The organism is Streptomyces sp. NPDC086519, from assembly GCF_040686075.1.
In the GTDB taxonomy this organism is placed as follows: domain Bacteria; phylum Actinomycetota; class Actinomycetes; order Streptomycetales; family Streptomycetaceae; genus Streptomyces; species Streptomyces shenzhenensis.
This window is the reverse complement of the sequence record NZ_JBFBJL010000017.1, coordinates 83,896-101,115: the sequence shown is the minus strand read 5'-3', so window position 1 is coordinate 101,115 and position 17,220 is coordinate 83,896. Positions and strand designations below refer to the sequence as shown.

Annotated in this window: 14 protein-coding genes; 7 read left to right on the top strand and 7 right to left on the bottom strand. The window is 73.6% G+C overall.

Translation table 11 applies throughout. The annotated features are described in order from the left end of the window. The first annotated feature begins 29 nt into the window (after positions 1-29). Positions 30-2,615: a carboxypeptidase regulatory-like domain-containing protein gene (locus tag AB0P24_RS18240; RefSeq protein WP_365795075.1), complete on the top strand. Its 2,586-nt coding sequence runs from the start codon at positions 30-32 to the stop codon at positions 2,613-2,615. Between the two features lie 68 nt (positions 2,616-2,683). On the opposite strand, the gene AB0P24_RS18235 is transcribed toward AB0P24_RS18240, so the two are convergent. Next, entirely contained in the window at positions 2,684-3,748 is a 1,065-nt protein-coding gene (locus AB0P24_RS18235; protein ID WP_365795073.1) for a LuxR C-terminal-related transcriptional regulator, read from the bottom strand. 243 nt (positions 3,749-3,991) lie between these two features. Between AB0P24_RS18235 and AB0P24_RS18230 the strand changes: the two genes are divergently transcribed. Next, entirely contained in the window at positions 3,992-4,126 is a 135-nt protein-coding gene (locus AB0P24_RS18230; RefSeq protein ID WP_365795071.1) for a hypothetical protein, read from the top strand. Positions 4,127-4,174: 48 nt separating this feature from the next. Here AB0P24_RS18230 and AB0P24_RS18225 read toward each other — a convergent pair whose 3' ends face one another. Beyond that, the gene (locus AB0P24_RS18225) at positions 4,175-4,522 is read right to left on the bottom strand and encodes a helix-turn-helix domain-containing protein (protein WP_365795069.1); all 348 of its coding nucleotides are present in this window, start codon (positions 4,520-4,522) and stop codon (positions 4,175-4,177) included. Positions 4,523-4,651: 129 nt separating this feature from the next. Between AB0P24_RS18225 and AB0P24_RS18220 the strand changes: the two genes are divergently transcribed. After that, positions 4,652-5,449: an anti-sigma factor antagonist gene (locus tag AB0P24_RS18220; protein WP_365795067.1), complete on the top strand. Its 798-nt coding sequence runs from the start codon at positions 4,652-4,654 to the stop codon at positions 5,447-5,449. A 4-nt stretch (positions 5,450-5,453) separates the two neighbouring features. On the opposite strand, the gene AB0P24_RS18215 is transcribed toward AB0P24_RS18220, so the two are convergent. Then, entirely contained in the window at positions 5,454-6,488 is a 1,035-nt protein-coding gene (locus AB0P24_RS18215) for a LacI family DNA-binding transcriptional regulator (RefSeq protein ID WP_365795065.1), read from the bottom strand. A 224-nt stretch (positions 6,489-6,712) separates the two neighbouring features. After that, complete coding sequence (locus AB0P24_RS18210) at positions 6,713-7,495, bottom strand: TIM barrel protein (RefSeq protein ID WP_365795063.1); 783 nt, start codon at positions 7,493-7,495, stop codon at positions 6,713-6,715. 329 nt (positions 7,496-7,824) lie between these two features. Between AB0P24_RS18210 and AB0P24_RS18205 the strand changes: the two genes are divergently transcribed. The 3 genes from AB0P24_RS18205 to AB0P24_RS18195 all read left to right on the top strand — a co-directional run bounded on the left by AB0P24_RS18205 (position 7,825) and on the right by AB0P24_RS18195 (position 10,394). Then, on the top strand, positions 7,825-8,007 hold the full coding sequence (locus AB0P24_RS18205) for a hypothetical protein (protein WP_365795061.1): 183 nt from the start codon (positions 7,825-7,827) through the stop codon (positions 8,005-8,007). Positions 8,008-8,172: 165 nt separating this feature from the next. Continuing rightward, positions 8,173-9,258 carry a hypothetical protein gene (locus tag AB0P24_RS18200; RefSeq protein ID WP_365795059.1) on the top strand — a complete coding sequence of 362 codons (1,086 nt, stop codon included), beginning with the start codon at positions 8,173-8,175 and terminating at the stop codon, positions 9,256-9,258. A gap of 110 nt (positions 9,259-9,368) precedes the next feature. Further along, positions 9,369-10,394, top strand: a complete 1,026-nt coding sequence (locus tag AB0P24_RS18195) for an alcohol dehydrogenase (protein WP_365795057.1) — start codon at positions 9,369-9,371, stop codon at positions 10,392-10,394. A 158-nt stretch (positions 10,395-10,552) separates the two neighbouring features. Here AB0P24_RS18195 and AB0P24_RS18190 read toward each other — a convergent pair whose 3' ends face one another. Both AB0P24_RS18190 and AB0P24_RS18185 read right to left on the bottom strand, forming a co-directional pair. Further along, positions 10,553-11,497, bottom strand: coding sequence for a polyprenyl synthetase family protein (locus AB0P24_RS18190; protein WP_365795055.1), 945 nt, complete (start codon positions 11,495-11,497; stop codon positions 10,553-10,555). Between the two features lie 49 nt (positions 11,498-11,546). Next, a complete protein-coding gene (locus tag AB0P24_RS18185; RefSeq protein WP_365795053.1) occupies positions 11,547-11,678 on the bottom strand; it encodes a hypothetical protein in 132 nt (43 codons plus the stop codon). 345 nt (positions 11,679-12,023) lie between these two features. Here AB0P24_RS18185 and AB0P24_RS18180 point away from each other — a divergent pair, with 345 nt between their 5' ends. Continuing rightward, positions 12,024-16,136 carry a molybdopterin-dependent oxidoreductase gene (locus tag AB0P24_RS18180; RefSeq protein ID WP_365795217.1) on the top strand — a complete coding sequence of 1,371 codons (4,113 nt, stop codon included), beginning with the start codon at positions 12,024-12,026 and terminating at the stop codon, positions 16,134-16,136. A 23-nt stretch (positions 16,137-16,159) separates the two neighbouring features. On the opposite strand, the gene AB0P24_RS18175 is transcribed toward AB0P24_RS18180, so the two are convergent. Beyond that, entirely contained in the window at positions 16,160-17,200 is a 1,041-nt protein-coding gene (locus AB0P24_RS18175; RefSeq protein ID WP_365795051.1) for a helix-turn-helix domain-containing protein, read from the bottom strand. Positions 17,201-17,220: the final 20 nt, after the last annotated feature.

Below are 17,220 nucleotides of genomic sequence, written 5' to 3'. Positions count from 1 at the left end.
AATCCGTGTTCCGGAGAGAGCGAATATCAGTGGCCCCGCGGCCCCGGTCGGTGGTAGCCGCCCTGGGGCTCACCGCCCTCGTTCTCCTCGGCATCGAGGCGCCCGCGCACGCCGCGCCGGCCCCGGCCTCCGGCGCCACCGCCCGTGCGACCCGGCTCGACACCTCTTTGGACCCCGAGACCGGCACCGGCCTGACTCCCGTGTGCGACACGCCCGCCAAGGGACACGCGTCGTGCTTCGCCATGCGCTCCGCGAGCGAGTCCCCGTTGCTCCGGCTGGCCGCGGCCCAGACGCCGCCGGGTCTCGGACCGCAGGACCTGCAGAGCGCCTACAGCCTCCCGGCCGACGGCGGCGCGGGGCAGACCATCGCCATCGTGGACGCCTACGACAACCCCGACGCCGAAGCGGACCTGGCGGTCTACCGCGCCCAGTACGGGCTGCCGCCGTGCACCACGGCCAACGGCTGCTTCAGCAAGGTGGACCAGCGCGGCGGCACCGACTACCCGCTGTCCAACGACAGCTGGGCCGGGGAGATCGCCCTCGACCTCGACATGGTCTCCGCGGTCGCCCCGCAGGCGCACATCCTGCTCGTGGAGACCGACAACGACGGACTCGACCGGCTCGCGGCCGGGGTGGACAAGGCGGTCGAGCTGGGCGCGAAGTACGTGTCCAACTCCTACGGCCGCTCCGGCGACTACGCCTCCGACGCTCCGACGTACGGCGCCTCCTACGACCATCCCGGCGTCGCTGTCGTCGCGGCGAGCGGGGACAACGGCTACGGCGTCGCGTTCCCGGCCACCCTTCCCACGGTGACGGCGGTCGGCGGCACCAACCTGGTCGCCGACCCGGGCACGGCCCGCGGCTGGGACGAGACCGTGTGGAAGCGCGGCTCCTACGGGCCCGGCTCGGGCTGCGCGTCGTACCAGTCCAAGCCCTCCTTCCAGGAGGACACCGGATGCCTGGGACGCAGTGTGGCGGACGTCTCCGCGGTCGCTGACAACGTTGCCGTCTATTCGACGTTCGGATCGCTCGGCACCGGCTGGCAGCGCTACGGCGGCACCAGCGCGGCCGCCCCGGTGATCGCCGGCGTCTACGCGCTGGCCGGCTCACCGCGCCCGGGCACCTACCCCGACGCGTATCCGTACACGGCCGGCGGCACCGGACTGAACGACGTCACCTCCGGATCCAACGGCACCTGCGCCGCCGCCTACCTGTGCACCGCGGGCACCGGCTACGACGGCCCCACCGGCCTGGGCACCCCGGCCGGACTGGCGGCCTTCCGCAGCGGCCCGAGCGGGACCCTGACCGGCAAGGTGACCGACACGAGGACCGGCAAACCCGTCGCTGCCGCCACCGTGGCCTCCGGCCTCGACGTGGCCACCACGAGCGCCGACGGCACGTACACCCTGAACCTGCCCGCAGGTGAGGTCGACGGGCTCACCGTCACGGCCTTCGGCTACGCGTCCACGGCACCGGTCTCCCTGGAGATCGCGGACGGCCAGACCGCGACACGCGACTTCGGCCTCAAGGCCCTGCCCCGCACCCATGTGCGCGGCACGGTCCGGGACGGCTCGGGGCACGGCTGGCCGCTGTACGCCCGGATCGCCGTCGAGGGTTCGCCGGAGGCGCCGGTGTGGACCGACCCGGTCACCGGCCGGTACGACATCTCCCTTCCGGAGCAAGCCGGTTACACCCTGGACGTCACCGCGGCCCTGCCCGGTTACGAGGCGGTAACCCGCAAGGTGACGGTGGGCAAGAAGGCCGTGCACGCCGACACCGCCCTGGCCGCCGACCCGGACACGGCCACCGCCGTCGGCTACGCCCTCCACACCACCGAGCACTCCGAGGGATTCGACACACCCACCGCGGCACCACAGGGCTGGACGGTGGCGAGCGCGGCGGACAGCGACAACGGCTGGCAGTTCGACGACCCCACCCAGCGCGGCAACGCCACCGGCGGCAGCGGCTCCTTCGCGACCGTCGAGAGCGACAACGCGCCGTTCGGACCGCACCAGGACACCTCGCTGGTCAGCCCCGCCTACGACCTGTCGACGGCGCAGTCGGCCAGTCTCACCTTCAAGACGCACTACATCACCAACCTCAGCCAGCAGGACATGACCGTGGACGCCAGCACCGACGACGGCGCGACCTGGCAGACCGTGTGGGCCGGTCCCAAGGCGAACGGCGAGGCCGACCACCTCTCGGTGAGCGTCCCGCTGCGGCAGTACGCCGGACAGCCGTCGGTGCGGCTGCGCTTCCACTTCGTCGCGAACTGGGCCTACTTCTGGGAAGTCGACGACGTGAGCGTGCAGAGCCGGACGCTGGAGCCGGTGCCGGGCGGGCTGACGGTGGGAACCGTCGAGGACGCCCGCACCGGTAAGGCGATCGTCGGCGCGAAGGTCGCCGACACCTCGGCCGCGGACGCCGCCGCACTCACCGTGGCCACACCCGAGGACCCGGCCGTGGGCGACGGCCTCTACACCCTGTTCTCGGCCGCCCCCGGCGTACACACCCTCCGGGTCACCGCGGACGGACACCGGCCCCTCACCCGGCGGATCGTGGTGCGCGGGGACCGGGTCACCCACCGGAACTTCGCGTTGAAGGCCACGACGTAGCACCCCGCCCCAGCTACGGTGCCGTATCCACGGGTACGGCACCGTACGCGGCGCCGGCCTTCCGGCGACTACTGCCCGACCACGACATCCCCCAGGCCCTGGCCCGCCCCCAGCCAGCCCCGTTCCGCCGCCAGCAGGGCGATCTGGAAGCGGGTGCGGGCGCCGAGCCGCGTGCCCGCGTCGCTGACATGTTTCTGGACGGTGCGGCGGCTCACCTTGAGCACGCGGGCGATCGTGTCGTCCTTCATCCCCGTGGCCATCAGGTGCAGGATCTCCCGGGTGCGCGGGTCGGGTGCCTCCGTCGCCCCGGTGTCCTCGGGCGGCGAGGCGCCGTGGCCGCGAGCCGGTGGCGGCGCGTCGGTCCGGCCGGCGAGGGACACCGGTTCGGCAGCTGCCCACGCACTCTCGAACAGGGCCGCCAGCGCCTCGACGAGCGCGGGCGAGTGAACCACCAGTGAGCCGGCGGCCGGCCGGTCCCCCCGCACCGGCAGCAGGGCCGCCGTCCGGTCGAACACCACGAGTTTCACCGGCAGCCGCGGAGCCAGCCGCAGTTCCCCGCCCCGCCCGGTGCCGCGCACCGCCGTGGCCAGGGACACCTCGTCGGTGAAGCCCTCGGTCTCGTACACCGAACGCATCCGCACCCCGTCCGCCACGTCCGATCCCCCCGCGTCCGCCCCGGAACCGGTGACGTACGGCGGTTTCGCCAGGTGCAGCACCTCCGCCACACATCCCTTGAGCAACTGGCCGTAGCGCGCCGACACCTCGTCCTCGCGTTCCAGCAGCTCCACCAGGTGTGCGGAGCGCGCCCCGGACACGGTCTCGTACACCGCGTGCAGGCGCTCCACGAGCCCCTCGGCGCGGGCCAGTTCGGCCCGCTGGCGGGCCAGCAGGACGCCCAGGGAGGTGCGCGGAGGGCCGGCCGCCCAGCGGGGCACGGCGCCGTCGATGCGCAGGGCGAGCGAGGTGTCGGTGAGGTGGCGCAGAGCCCGTTCCGCGTCCGCCGTGGACACTTCGGCCGCTGCCGCCACCTCGGCCGCGTCCGCCGCGGGCACGGTCACCAGGTGCTCCAGAACGCGACCGGTCAGCGGGTCCAGACCGGTTCCGGACCACGGGCTGTCCGCGGGTGCGTCCATGGGCGGTGCCACTCCTGTGCGCTGCGAGGCCGGGCGGACCCGGGCCGAACCGGTGGGGAATCGGCGTCGATGCTACGTCGGCGCCGGCTGACCAGGCACAGGTGGGCGACGGTGCCGGCAGTCGGGAGCGACCGAGACACTGGTACGCCCGATGCGATCCGCGCCGTCCTGCGGGGCAGCGGCGTGCGACGAGGATCGGCCCCCTCGCCGGCGGACCGGGAGGAGGTGCGCCAGGCCACCGGGATGATCATGATACAGCCGGGTGTGAGCGCCGAGGAGGCGCCGCCGCTCACCGCGCACGCGCACCGTCGCCGGGCCCGGCCCGCCGGGACCGCCCGCGCGGTGGCCGGCCGGGCCCTGGAGCCCCGCCGTCCTTGAGGCGCAGCCCGACGGCCGCAACGTGACCGGGTGTCGGGGCCGGTGTTTTCAGGAGGGTGACGCCCCCTCGCCGCCCGGCCGGCCGGCGGCATGGGGCTCGACCTGGGCGAGCAGGGCCAGCAAGGAGGCCACGGTCAGCCCGGACTCGGCCGGGTGCCGAAGAGCCGTTCCCGGTTCGATCCGGTAGAGATTGCCGCGCCCCTCACGGGTGTGGGAGAGGAAACCGCTCCGCTCCAGATCGGAGATGATCTTCTGGACGGCGCGCTCCGTGAGCCTGCAATGAGCGGCGATGTCACGGACGCGGGCGCTCTCGTCGCCCGCGATGGCGGCCAGGACACGGGCGTGGTTCGTGACGAAGGTCCACCCCGTGTGAGGTTCCGGTGCTGCTCCAGCCATGGGCCAATCCTACGCCTCATGATTCGCGTTTCAGAACACACGAATTTTGTTTCCTGTTTTTCTTGACGCATGTCGATGCCGGGGTGAACCTGGTGGTGGACATCGCACGAGCGCCACGGGAGCGAGGCCATGCCGGAACCAGAACAGCCCGGCACCGGGCGGACACTCGACCCAGCCGGTGTGCGCGAGCCGCCGGATCTCACCATTCGCAGCCGCGACGAGGGGAGGCGCACCGTCGTCACGGTGTGCGGTGATCTCGACCTCACGAGTGAGCCACGACTTCGGCGTGCCTTGCGGGCGGCGCTGCTGCGCTCCTCGCACGGCATCGAACTGGACCTGCGCGGGGTCGGGTTCTGTGACTGCTCCGGCCTCAACGTCCTTCTGAACGCGAGGCGGCAGGCCCTCAAGGAGTCCAAGCAGGTCACGCTCCGGCACGCCGGCCCGGCCGTGCGGCGGATACTGGAGATCACGGGCGCCCTCCCCCTGTTCACGCCGGACACCGTGCCGGACGGACGGGAAGACGCCGAGGAGGCAGGGGCCGCGGGGGACGCGGGGGACGCCGGGGATTCTCGGCCCGCTGCCGGCGATCCTGGCACCGACCTGCGCGTCGAGGTCGTACAGCTACGGCGGGCGCTTCAGACCCGGGACACCATCGACCTGGCCCGCGGCATCCTGATGGCCGCCTTCGTTCTCACTCCCGAGGAAGCCTGGAGTGTCCTGGTGGCCACCTCCCAGAACACCAACACCAAGCTCCACCGGACCGCCGGTCAGCTGGTGGACTCCGTCAGAGGCGGCCCGCTGCCCGCGCCCACCCGGAAGCAGTTGTCCGCCGCGGTCACCCGGGTCGCCGCCGCACGCGTGACGGCGACGTCCCTCCACCGAGCCGGGCCACGTCACCGCGCCGGTGACCAGGCGTTCACCGGATGACCGCTCATCTCACGCTGCTCGGTGGAGCGGTCGTGCCCCGGACGACGAGGCGGGGGGCGACGACGGCTTCCCCGGCGGGGGCCTCGTCACCCTCCAGGCGCGCGACGGCCCGGCCGACGGCGAGTGCCGCGAGACGTGGGACGTCCTGTGCGACGGTGGTCAGGTCGATGTGGGCCAGGCGGGCCAGGTGGCTGTTGTCGAAGCCGACGACGGAGACGCCGGCCGGGACGGCGATGCCGCTGCGGAGGAAGGCGTCGAGGACGCCGGTCGCGCAGTGGTCGTTGAAGGCCAGGACGGCCGTGGGGCGCGGTGCGCAGGCCGCCAGGGTGCGGGCGGCCGTGGCGCCGTCCTCCTCGGTCAGGCCGCCGGAGAGGACCCGGACGTGGCTGCCCAGGCCGTGCCGGTTCATGGCCTCGCGGTAGCCGCGGCGCCGGTCGGCCGCGCCCGGTGCCCGGCCGCCGTCGATGTGGGCGATGTCGCGGTGGCCGAGCGCGACGAGGTGGTCCACGGCCTGGCGGGCGCCCTCGTCGTCGGCGGTCCGTACGACGTCCAGGCCCGGGAGGGCCGGGCGAAGCCGGCGGGCCACGGAGACGACGGGCAACTGCCCGGCGAGTTCCGCCAGCCGTGCGCCGGGGGCCTGCGGGCCGAGCAGGATCAGGGCCTCGCAGCGGTCGGCGAGCAGCGACTCGACGGCGCGCCGCTCGCCGCGCCCGGCGGTCACGGCGCTCAACGCGATCTGGTAACCGGCCGGTTCGGCCGCCGCGTAGATGCCCTCCACCAGGTCGGCATGGAAGGGGTGCTGGAGGCCGAACTGCACTCCGAGCAGCCGCGAACGGTGGCTGCGCAGCAGACGTGCCCGGGTGTCCGGGCGGTAACCGATCTCGCGCGCGGCCGCCTGGACGCGCTCGCGGGTGGTCGCGCTGGCGCCCTTCGCGTCGCGCATCACGATGGAGACCAGCGCCGTGGACACCCCTGCCCGTGCCGCCACGTCGGCGAGCGTCGGCCGCTTTCCGCCGGGGGGCGCCGGGGGCGTCGGCACTCTGTCCTCCCTGGTCCGGGGTCGCGTCCTGTGCGACGAGTGTAGAAGGCCCTCGCCTCATGCCGGGACGCGGGAGCGGGCCCCGCGGTCGCAGGTGCCGGGCCGTGGCCTGCCGTCACCCGTGCTCGGCGCGACGACGCGGTCCGTACGGTCGCGCCGCGCTCCCGGACGTCGCCCATCCGGACAGCCGAGGCGCGCGGCCAGGCGCTGCCGTTCCGAGCCGTTCACAGGGCGAAGGCGGCGCGGAAGCGCTCCAGCGCGGCCTCGGTGTCGCCGGAGGCCCACGCCTCCATGGCGATGGTGCCCGCGTAGCCGATGTCGGCCAGCGTCCGGGCGACGGCCGGGTAGTTGACCTCTCCGGTGCCCGGCTCGCACCGGCCCGGTACGTCCGCGACCTGGATCTCGCCGATGAGTCCCGCCCCGTGGGCCCGGCGTACCAGCTCGATCAGGTTCCCCTCGCCGATCTGGGCGTGGTAGAGGTCCAGGTTCATACGCAGCCCCGGCCGGTTCACAGCGGCGACCAGCGTCATGGTGTCGGCGGCCCTGGCGAAGGGCACGCCGGGGTGGTCGACCGCGGTGTTGAGGTTCTCCAGGGTGAAGGTGACGCCGGCGTTCTCGCCGAGCTCGGCGATCCGGGTGAGGGTGCGCTGCGCGGCCAGCCACATCGCGCCGGTGGGTTCCCCGGGCACCGGCACCACGGGCAGCCCCTGCCCGTCCAGCCCGGTTCCGTGGAGGTTCAGCCGGGTGCAGCCCAGGTGCTCGGCGGCCTTGAGCGACTCCTCGGCGGTGCGCAGCAGTGCGGCGGCGCCGTCCTCGTCGGTGAGGCTTCCGCTGACGTATCCCGTCATGGAGACGATGTCGGCGGGTGTCCGGGCGAGGGCGTCGAGGTCGTGCCTCGTCCAGTCCCAGATCTCGACCTGGAAACCGGCCTCGTGGAGGCGCCGGGCGCGCTCCTCGATCGGCAGGTCGCGGAAGACCATCTCCGCACAGACCGCCAGTGCGAACATCGCGGCTCTCCTCTTCCCGGCCACCCGGAGACTAGAACGTTCTAAACGGCTCCGAGCAGTACGCCAGCAGCGGCGGGGCGCTGTCAAGTGTCAGGTTCCCGAGAGAGCTGTGACGTTCCGGACGACGTCGTGGGGACAGCCGCTCCGCACCGACACCCTTGACAGGGAGTCAGTTGCCTCGCGGATTCGGCAATCCGGTGCGACAGACGCGAAAGACGGCCACAATGTGGCGGTGAGGCCGGTGGCGTGCGGCGCCGGCTGCCGCGTGCTGTGAAAAGAGACTCCCCTCTTCAGGCAACGGCGTACGCTCCGCGTCGAAGGGGGGGGCCATGGCCGCTCATGCGAAAACACTCAGGATCTGGTGGCTGGCCACGATGGCTGCCCTGACCACGGCGGTCATCGCGGTCGTCCTCGTCGTTCAGGCCGACTCGGGGGAGGCGTCCCCGCCGTCGTCGTCGCCGCTCACCGCCCCGCCGGCGAACGTGCCCGGCACGACGGGCACCTCACCCTAGGACCCGCACGGCGCCGATACCGCGCTGTATCGTACCCGCGGCACCACACGCACCACCGGCTCACAGCGTCAACTTCCTTACCGGCACGCCGACTTCAGCGACGTGCCGGTTCCTTACGCCGCTCCCGGAGGAACCGTGGCAACCAGCCGCCCCCACCGCTCCCGTGTGCCTCTGACCCGCCGCAGATCCCTCGCCGTGACCGCCGCCCTGGCCGCCGTCTGCTGCGCCGGCCTCACCCGGCCGACCCCGGCCAGTGCGGACGCCGCCACCGACCGCGCCGCCCTCGCCCAGTGGTGGGCCCCGGTCAACTTCCAGGACGTCGACTCCACCGGCGAGACCGCGCTCGGCGGCAAGTCCGACTACATCACGTCGTACGACTACGACGGTGACCTCAACGGCCGCGACAACTGGGAGAACACCAGCCAGTTCCCGCTCGCGGCGCACGTCTACTACTCGGTCGTCCAGACCCCGAGCTTCTCGTACCTGCTCTACATGTACTTCCACCCGCGCGACTGGTCGGACGGCGTCCTCGACAACTACCAGGAGGACCTCACCGAGCACGAGAACGACTCCGAGGGCGTCCTGGTCGTCGTGGCCAACGACGGCTCCGAGCAAGGGCAGTTGAAGGCCGCCATCACGGTCGCGCACAGCAACTTCTACTCCTGGGTGCCCTCCGGCAGCGACTTCGCCAGCGGGCAGGAGAGCGTGGACGGCACGCTCAGGCTGCAGGGCGACCCGCACGACGACGGCCACGGCCGCCCCTTCACCACCCAGCAGCCCAACACCCACGCCGCGTGGGCCGAGGGCTACCTCTCCAAGGAACGCGACCAGTACGCGAGCGGCGACGGCATCGTCTACTACCCCGGCTCCACCGCCGAGGTGCCGTCCGGCTCCAACGACCGTGACGTGCAGTACACGCTGACCGACGTCTTCGCCGCGAACGGCATGTGGGCCGACCGCACCCTCACCTCGCTGTTCGCGACGCCCGACAACTTCGCCGGCGACGACAGCTCCAACCCCTACGGTGCCAAGTGCGGCGCCGGCGGGGTCCTCGGCCCGGCCAACGGCGCCTGCGACACCGACGCCGCCAACCCGCCCTGGGCCTGGGACGACGCCGACGACCTGCCCGGCCGGGGCTACCTGGCCACCAACCCCGCCGAACTCGTCTGGGACTACTTCAACTGGCCCGGCAAGCCCTCCTCGCCGGACCTCGCCTACACCTGGGACCAGTACAACGGCATCACCTCCTGATCGCACGACGGGCCCGCCCTGCCGCTCGACGCGCGCGATCGGCCCGGAGCTGGTGTGCTGGGTGAGGGGGCTTCGGACCTTGCCCGTCATACCCGTTACGGGAGTGACCCATGAGTATCTACCGAGTCGCGCAGGTGCCCGCCCTGGGCGGACCCTTCGAGATCGTCGAGCGGGAGGTGCCGAGGCCGGGCCGCGGCCAGGTGCGGATCGCCGTGGAGGCCTGCGGCGTCTGCCACAGCGACGCCTTCTTCGTCACCGCCGCACTGCCGGGCGTCACGTTCCCGGTGGTCCCCGGCCACGAGATCGCCGGGCGGATCGAGGAGCTCGGCGAGGGCATCGAGGACTGGGGCTGGCAGACCGGCGACCGGGTGGCGGTCGGCTGGTTCGGCGGCAGCTGCGGCCACTGCAAGCCCTGCCGCCAGGGCGACTTCATCGTCTGCGAGAACATGAAGACGCCCGGCTGGACCTACGACGGCGGCTTCGGCGAGCAGGTCATCGCGCCGGTCGACGCACTGGCCCGCATTCCCGACGGGCTGACCGCGGCCGACGCGGCCCCCATGGGCTGCGCGGGCGTGACCACCTTCAACGGCCTGCGGCGCAGCCCGGCCGAGCCCGGTGACCTGGTCGCCGTCGTCGGCCTCGGCGGGCTCGGCCACCTCGGGGTGAAATACGCGGTGGCCATGGGCTTCGAGACGGTGGCCGTCGCCCGCGGCGCGGAGAAGGCCGACTTCGCCAAACAGCTCGGCGCCCACCACTACGTCGACTCCACGGCCCGGACCCCGGTCGCGGAGGCCCTCCAGTCGCTGGGCGGCGCCAAGGCCGTACTCGCCACCGCGGGCAACTCCCAGGCGATCTCGGCGGCCGTGGACGGCCTGGCCCCCCGGGGCGAACTGGTGGTGATCGGCATCGACCCCGAGCCGCTCCAGATCAGCCCGCTCCAGCTGCTCGCGGCCGCGCGGGTGGTCCGCGGCCATCCGTCCGGCACCGCGCAGGAGGTGCAGGACACCATGGAGTTCAGCGCCCTGCACCAGATCCGCCCGACGATCGAGACCGTACCGCTGGAGCAGGCGGGCGAGGCCTACCAGAAGATGCTCACCGGGGCCGCGCGCTTCCGGATGGTCATCACCTACGACTGAGCGTCACGCACCGACCGCACCGCTCCTTCCTCGTGCCGCTCGGGCCGCGGCGGCGTTCGCCCGTACCCGCGCGGTTCGACCGCCTGCGCGGTGCGGACCGGGATGACCGCCAGGTCGTACGGGCGCGGCGTCTCCCAGATCGCCGGACAGCCGCGTCCTCACCCGGCACCTTCCGTGCGCCACGGCTCGGGGGCGAGGGCCTCGGCCGTCCGGTACAGCGCGGACCGGTGCGGGCCCCGGGGCAGCGCGTCCAGCTCCCGGCGGGCCTGCTCCGCGTACCTGCGCGCCAGCCGCGTGGACTCCTCCAGCGCGCCCGTCTCCACCAGCAGCCGCCCCACCTGCTCCGGATCGTTCGGGACCGGCCCGGCCAGCAGCAGGGGCAGGCTGGGCCGGCCGTTGCGCAGATCGCTGTCGGCGGGCTTGCCCTCCCGCCCGGCCTCCGGGCCGTACGGCAGCAGGTCGTCGCGGATCTGGAACGCCACCCCGAGGGCGTCGCCGTACCCGGCCAGCGCCCGCACCTGCCTCGGCGAGCCGCCGCCCAGCACCGCGCCCGCCTCGCAGCACGCGCTCAGCAGCGCCGACGTCTTCAGCCGGACCATCTCCAGATACCCGCCGACCGCGTCCGGCGCCCGGACCGGGTCCAGCTCCCGGGCCACCCCCCGTGCCATCCGCCGGCCGGCCCGCGCCAGCGTGCCCACGGCCCGGATCACGGCGGCCTCCGGCACCCCGCGCCGACCGCACTCCACCACCTGCTCGAACAGCGCGAACATCAGCGCGTCACCGCCCAGGACCGCCGCGCCCGCCCCGAACCTGGCGTGCACCGACGGCTTGCCGCGGCGCAGCTGGTCGTCGTCGAGGATGTCGTCGTGCAGCAGGCTCGCCACATGCACCAGCTCCACCCCGACCGCCGCAGGCATGACCCGCTCGTAGGACCCGCCCACGGCCGCCGCCGACTCCAGCAGCAGTACCGGCCGCAGCAGCTTCCCCGGCGGGTGCAGCGCCCAGCGGTGCACCTCCGCGAGCGGCCCCCCGGCATCCCGGGACAGCCAGTCCCGCAGCGCCTGCTCCACGGCGGCCGCCGTGCCGTTCTCCTCGTGCCGCATCCCCGTTCCTCACTGCTGATCGTTTCCCTGCCGGTGGACGAGCCACGCATCACGGTGTCTCACCCGGCGGCCGGAGGCGCGGCGGGCACGCCGGGAGCAGCATGATGTCGTCCTCCCAGCCGGGGGCGAGGCGGGTGAGGCCCGTGTCGAGGATCTTGTCCAGCGGATCGGTGGGCACCACGACGTCTCCAGGCCACCGCGGCGGCGTCCACGACCTCGCCGGTGCCGTCCACGAGCCGGTGGTCCGGGCACCGCCACTCCCGGACCTGGCAGGGCGAGGCCGCCCGGGTGCGTCCGGTGGCGAAGGCGTCGCCGGCGGGCAGTCCCGTCCTCCGGGTCATGCGCGGATCGACGGAGAGGCAGGGGTCCGGCCGGCGTCCCGGGCGGGTCCGCTCACATCGCCCGGAGCGGGTCTGTGCGGCGGCCTTAACCCCTGTTGATCGGGAGCGGTGACGCCGGCGTAATCAGCCGTACATACGGTCGGGGTCGGATGGATGAGGCTGACCAGCAGGAACAGGGGGTGCCCGTGGCCGCGCCGGACTCGCGCAGCACCGACACCGGCAAGGTGCGGACCGTCTGCTCGTACTGCGGGGTCGGCTGCGGCATGGTCCTGGACATCGGCACGGGCCCGGACGGCCGCCGCACCGTCCTCAAGGCCTCCGGGGACAAGGAGCACCCCGCGAACGCCGGCAGGCTCTGCACGAAGGGCGCCACCACCGCCGACATGCTCGCCGCGCCCGGCCGCCTGACCACCGCCCTGCTGCGGCCCGAGCGGGGCGAGGAGGCGGTGCCGTCCGCCGTGGACGCGGCGGTCGCCGAGACCGCGCGACGGCTGCGTGCGATCGTCGACGAGCACGGCCCCGACGCGGTCGCCCTCTACGTCTCCGGCCAGATGAGCCTGGAGGCCCAGTACCTCGCCAACAAACTCACCAAGGGCTGGCTGCGCACCAACAACATCGAGTCCAACTCCCGGCTGTGCATGGCCAGCGCCGGCACCGGCTACAAGCTCTCCCTCGGCGCCGACGGCCCGCCCGGCTCGTACCAGGACCTCGACAAGGCGGACGTCTTCCTGGTCATCGGCGCCAACATGGCCGACTGCCACCCCATCCTCTTCCTGCGGCTCATGGACCGGGTGAAGGCGGGCGCCAAGCTGATCGTCGTCGACCCGCGCCGTACCGCCACGGCCGCCAAGGCGGACCTCTTCCTCCAGGTCAGGCCCGGCACCGACCTCGCGCTCCTGAACGGCCTGCTCCACCTGCTGCACGAGAACGGGCACACCGACCCCGACTTCGTCGCCGCGTACACCGAGGGCTGGGAGGCGATGCCGGAGTTCCTCGCCGACTACCCGCCCGCCGCCGTCGCCGACATCACCGGGATCCCCGAGGCCGACCTGCGCGAGGCCGCCCGGCTGATCGGCGAGGCGGGGGAGTGGACCAGCTGCTGGACCATGGGCCTCAACCAGTCCACGCACGGCACCTGGAACACCAACGCCCTGGTCAACCTGCACCTCGCGACCGGGAAGATCTGCCGCCCGGGCAGTGGCCCGCTCTCCCTCACCGGCCAGCCCAACGCCATGGGCGGCCGGGAGATGGGGTACATGGGACCCGGCCTGCCCGGCCAGCGCTCGGTGCTCGTCGACGCCGACCGCGCCTTCGTCGAGGAGCAGTGGGGGCTCGCGCCCGGCACGATCCGCCCCGACGGCGTCGGCAAGGGCACGGTGGAGATGTTCCAGAAGATGGCGGACGGCCAGATCAAGGCCTGCTGGATCATCTGCACCAACCCGGTCGCCTCCGTCGCCAACCGCAGGACCGTCATCGAGGGCCTGGAGGCCGCCGAGTTCGTCGTCACCCAGGACGTCTTCGCCGACACCGAGACCAACGCCTACGCCGACGTCGTGCTGCCCGCCGCCCTGTGGACTGAGACCGAGGGCGTCCTCATCAACAGCGAGCGCAACCTCACCCTCGCCCGTCCCGCCGCCGACCCGCCCGGCGAGGCCACCGCCGACTGGCGGCTGATCGCCGGCGTCGCCCGCGCGATGGGCTTCGAGGACGGCTTCTCCTACGCCAGCGCGGAGGAGATCTTCGAGGAGATCAAACGCTTCCACAACCCGCAGACCGGCTATGACCTGCGGGGCGTGACCTACGACCGGCTGCGCACCGCCCCCGTCCAGTGGCCGGCCGCCACCGCCGACGGCCCCGACCGCAACCCCGTCCGGTACCGCAACCCCGACGGCTCCCTCACCTTCGCCACCGCCTCCGGGCGCGCCGTCTTCCACGCCCGGCCGCACGTGGATCCCGCCGAGATGCCGGACGACGACTACCCGTTCGTCCTCAACACCGGCCGTCTCCAGCACCAGTGGCACACCCTGACCAAGACCGCGAAGGTCGCCAAGCTGAACAAGCTCGACCCCGGCCCGTTCGTCGAGATCCACCCCGAGGACGCGGCCGCGCTCGGGCTCGCCGACGGCGACTCCGTCGAGGTCGCCTCGCGGCGCGGCCGGGCGGTGCTGCCGGCGGTCGTCACGGACCGGGTGCTGCCGGGCTCCTGCTTCGCGCCGTTCCACTGGAACGACCTGTTCGGCGAGTACCTCAGCGTCAACGCGGTGACCAGCGACGCGGTCGACCCCCTGTCCTTCCAGCCCGAGTTGAAGGTGTGCGCGGTGTCGCTGACCAAGGTGTCCACGCCGGTGACCGTGCAGGCGCCCGGGACCGAGGAGACCCCGGCCGCGGTCGTCGTACCCGCTGCCGCCGACGTCGTACCCGCCGCCGGCGCTGTCGCGCCCGCCGCCGTGCCGCCCTCCGCCGCCTCCGTCTTCGGCCTCGACCCGGCGCCGCCGCCGGTCCTCACCGATCGTGAACGGCAGTACCTGGTCGGCTTCCTCGCCGGCATTCCGGTCGGCGCCCCCGGCGTCCCCGTGCTGCCGCCGGACGCGCCGTTCAGCCCCGAGCACGCCCTGTGGGTCAACGGCACCCTCGCCGGCATGTACTCACGCACCGGCGCGGCCCCGGTCGCCGCGCCGGCGTCGCCGACCCGTCAGGTGGTGGTCCTGTGGGCCTCGCAGACCGGCAACGCCGAGGACTTCGCCGCCACCGCCGCCGAGCGGCTCGCCGCCGGCGGCCACGCGGCCTCCCTCGTCCCCATGGACCAGGCCGACCCGGCCGCCCTGCCCACCGGCGCCGACCTGCTCCTGATCACCAGCACCTTCGGCGACGGCGACGCCCCCGACAACGGCGCCGGTTTCTGGGACGGCCTCGCCGCCCTCGACACCGGCCGGCTCGCGGGCCGCCGGTTCGCCGTACTGGCCTTCGGTGACTCCGCCTACGACGACTTCTGCGGCCACGGGCGGCGCCTGGACAGTCGTATGGACGAACTCGGCGCGGTCCGGCTTGCGCCGCGCACCGACTGCGAACCGGACTACGAGACCCAGGCGGAGGCCTGGCTCGACCAGGTACTCACCGCCCTCAAGGCCGAGGCCCCGCCGTCCCCCGCGGCGGCCCCCGCGCCCGCCAGGCCCCGGCGCCCCGCCCCCGTCACCGCCCGGCTGGTCGGCAACCGGCTGCTCAGCCTGCCCGGCGCCGGCAAGGAGGTCCGCCGCTTCACCTTCGACAGCCGCGACAGCGAGACCCCGCTGGTCTACGAGGCCGGCGACGCGCTCGCAGTCCGCCCGCTCAACTCCCGGGACCTGGTCGCGGAATGGCTGGACGTCACCGGTCTCGACGCCACAACCGGCGTGGAGGTCAACGGAGTCGGTGAAGTCCCCCTCGGTGAAGCGCTCTCCCGCCATCTGGACATCACCCGCGTCACCCCGGACCTGCTCCGTTTCGCCGCCGAACGCACCCGTGACCCGCGCGAGTTGCGGAAACTGCTGCGCCCCGACAACAAGGACGAGCTGGCCAAGTGGTCCTGGGGCCGGCAGGCGGTCGACGTGGTCGCCGAGTTCGGGATCCGCGCCGACGCCGGCGAATGGGCGGAAGTCCTCGGCAGGCTCCAGCCGCGCCTGTACTCCATCTCGTCCAGTCCGCTCACCGACCCCCACCAGGTCTCGCTCACCGTCTCCGTCGTCCGCTACGAGAACCTGCGCGGCACGCCCCGGCATGGCGTCTGCTCGCCGTTCCTGGCCGACGCCGAACCCGGCACCGAGGTGCCGGTGCACGTCCAGCGCTCCGCGCACTTCCGCCCGCCCGCCGATCCGGCGACCCCCATGGTCATGGTCGGCCCCGGCACCGGCGTGGCGCCGTTCGTGGGCTTCCTGGAGGAGCGCCGCGCCCGCGGCCACCGCGCCCCCAACTGGCTGTTCTTCGGCGAACAGCACCGGGCCACCGACTTCTACTACGAGGAGGAGCTCACCGCCCTGCTCGCCGAGGGCACCCTGAGCCGCCTCGACACCGCGTTCTCCCGCGACCAGCGCGCCAAGGTCTACGTCCAGGACCGGATGCGCGAACACGGCCCGCTGCTGTGGTCCTGGCTCCAGGACGGCGCCCACTTCTACGTCTGCGGCGACGCCTCCCGGATGGCCAAGGACGTGGACCGGGCCCTGAGGGACATCGCCACCGTGCACGGCGGACTGACCGAGGACGAGGCGACCGTGTACGTCAAGCAGCTGACCGCGGACCGGCGTTACGTCCGGGACGTCTACTGAGTTCTGCCGATTTCTATCGAGTTCTACTGGTTCACCATCAGGTGGCGCATGGTGAGGGCCAGTTGCAGCCGGAACCGGCCGTGCGGGGTGCGCACCGACCAGCCCAGCAGATGCTCCGCGTGCGTCAGCCGGTCCTGGAGCGTGGAGTGGTGGACGTTGACCTCGGCGGCCGCCGCCCGCAGACTCGCCGTCGACGCGACCGCGTGCAGCGTGCGCAGCATCCAGGGCGCGTCCGCCGCGGCGGCCTGCACGGCGCGGACGTCCGGCGCCGGCTCCCCGCCGGGCACGACGAGACCGGCGAGCAGCGCGACCCCGCCCAGCTCGTCCGCGTACACCACGGGCGGGCCGCCGGACTCCTGCGCGCCGCCGTCGGAGGTGAACCGCAGCGCGGTCCTGGCCGCGGCCCAGGACCGGGGGAGATCCGCGGCGGCCACGGCAGGACCCACGCCCGCGCGTCCCGCCGGCAGCACCACCGGCGTCCCGTCGGCCGCGATCCCGGGCGTCCCGTCGGCCGCGATCCGGGGTGAGCCGTCGGCGACCGCCACCGCCCGGAACCGCGCCGCCGGGTCGGCGGTGTCCAGGCCGAGCCGGCGGGCCGCGTGCAGCCGGGCCGGCAGCGGGGCGCCCGCGTCCAGGACCGTCTCGACCAGCGCCGGGTCGTCCGCCGGCGGCCCCGGAGCCCGCCCCCGGGTGCGGTCGAGCACGGAGCGTACGGCCGCCGAGGCCCGCTCCAGGATCACCGCGTCGACGACGCTCGGACCCTCACCCCCGGCCCGCTCCAGCCACAGCCCCGGCGGGCCGCCCGGTACCAGCGGCGCGCTCGGCCAGCCCGGCTCGGGCGCGCTCGCGGCGTCCGTCCGCCGTCCGTCCGGCTCCACCCGCAGCCGGACCCGCCGCTCCTCGTCGGCCAGCCGGGCCGGGCACCCGGCGAGCACGGCGGCCCCGCGCACCAGCGCCTCCAGACCGGCCCGGGTCTCGGCCAGCCGGTCGAAGTAGGCGATGACCGCGACGGCGGCCCCGGCATCCGGGTCCACCGCGGCCAGCCGCCCCGCCAGCTCTTTCATACCGCCATGATGCGCCATCC

Bases quoted from the DNA above. Each gene is read 5' to 3' on its own strand.
- AB0P24_RS18235 (WP_365795073.1), bottom strand. From the start codon at position 3,748: ATGGACGCACCCGCGGACAGCCCGTGGTCCGGAACCGGTCTGGACCCG.
- AB0P24_RS18230 (WP_365795071.1), top strand. From the start codon at position 3,992: ATGATCATGATACAGCCGGGTGTGAGCGCCGAGGAGGCGCCGCCGCTC.
- AB0P24_RS18225 (WP_365795069.1), bottom strand. From the start codon at position 4,522: ATGGCTGGAGCAGCACCGGAACCTCACACGGGGTGGACCTTCGTCACG.
- AB0P24_RS18220 (WP_365795067.1), top strand. From the start codon at position 4,652: ATGCCGGAACCAGAACAGCCCGGCACCGGGCGGACACTCGACCCAGCC.
- AB0P24_RS18210 (WP_365795063.1), bottom strand. From the start codon at position 7,495: ATGTTCGCACTGGCGGTCTGTGCGGAGATGGTCTTCCGCGACCTGCCG.
- AB0P24_RS18205 (WP_365795061.1), top strand. From the start codon at position 7,825: ATGGCCGCTCATGCGAAAACACTCAGGATCTGGTGGCTGGCCACGATG.
- AB0P24_RS18195 (WP_365795057.1), top strand. From the start codon at position 9,369: ATGAGTATCTACCGAGTCGCGCAGGTGCCCGCCCTGGGCGGACCCTTC.
- AB0P24_RS18190 (WP_365795055.1), bottom strand. From the start codon at position 11,497: ATGCGGCACGAGGAGAACGGCACGGCGGCCGCCGTGGAGCAGGCGCTG.
- AB0P24_RS18175 (WP_365795051.1), bottom strand. From the start codon at position 17,200: ATGAAAGAGCTGGCGGGGCGGCTGGCCGCGGTGGACCCGGATGCCGGG.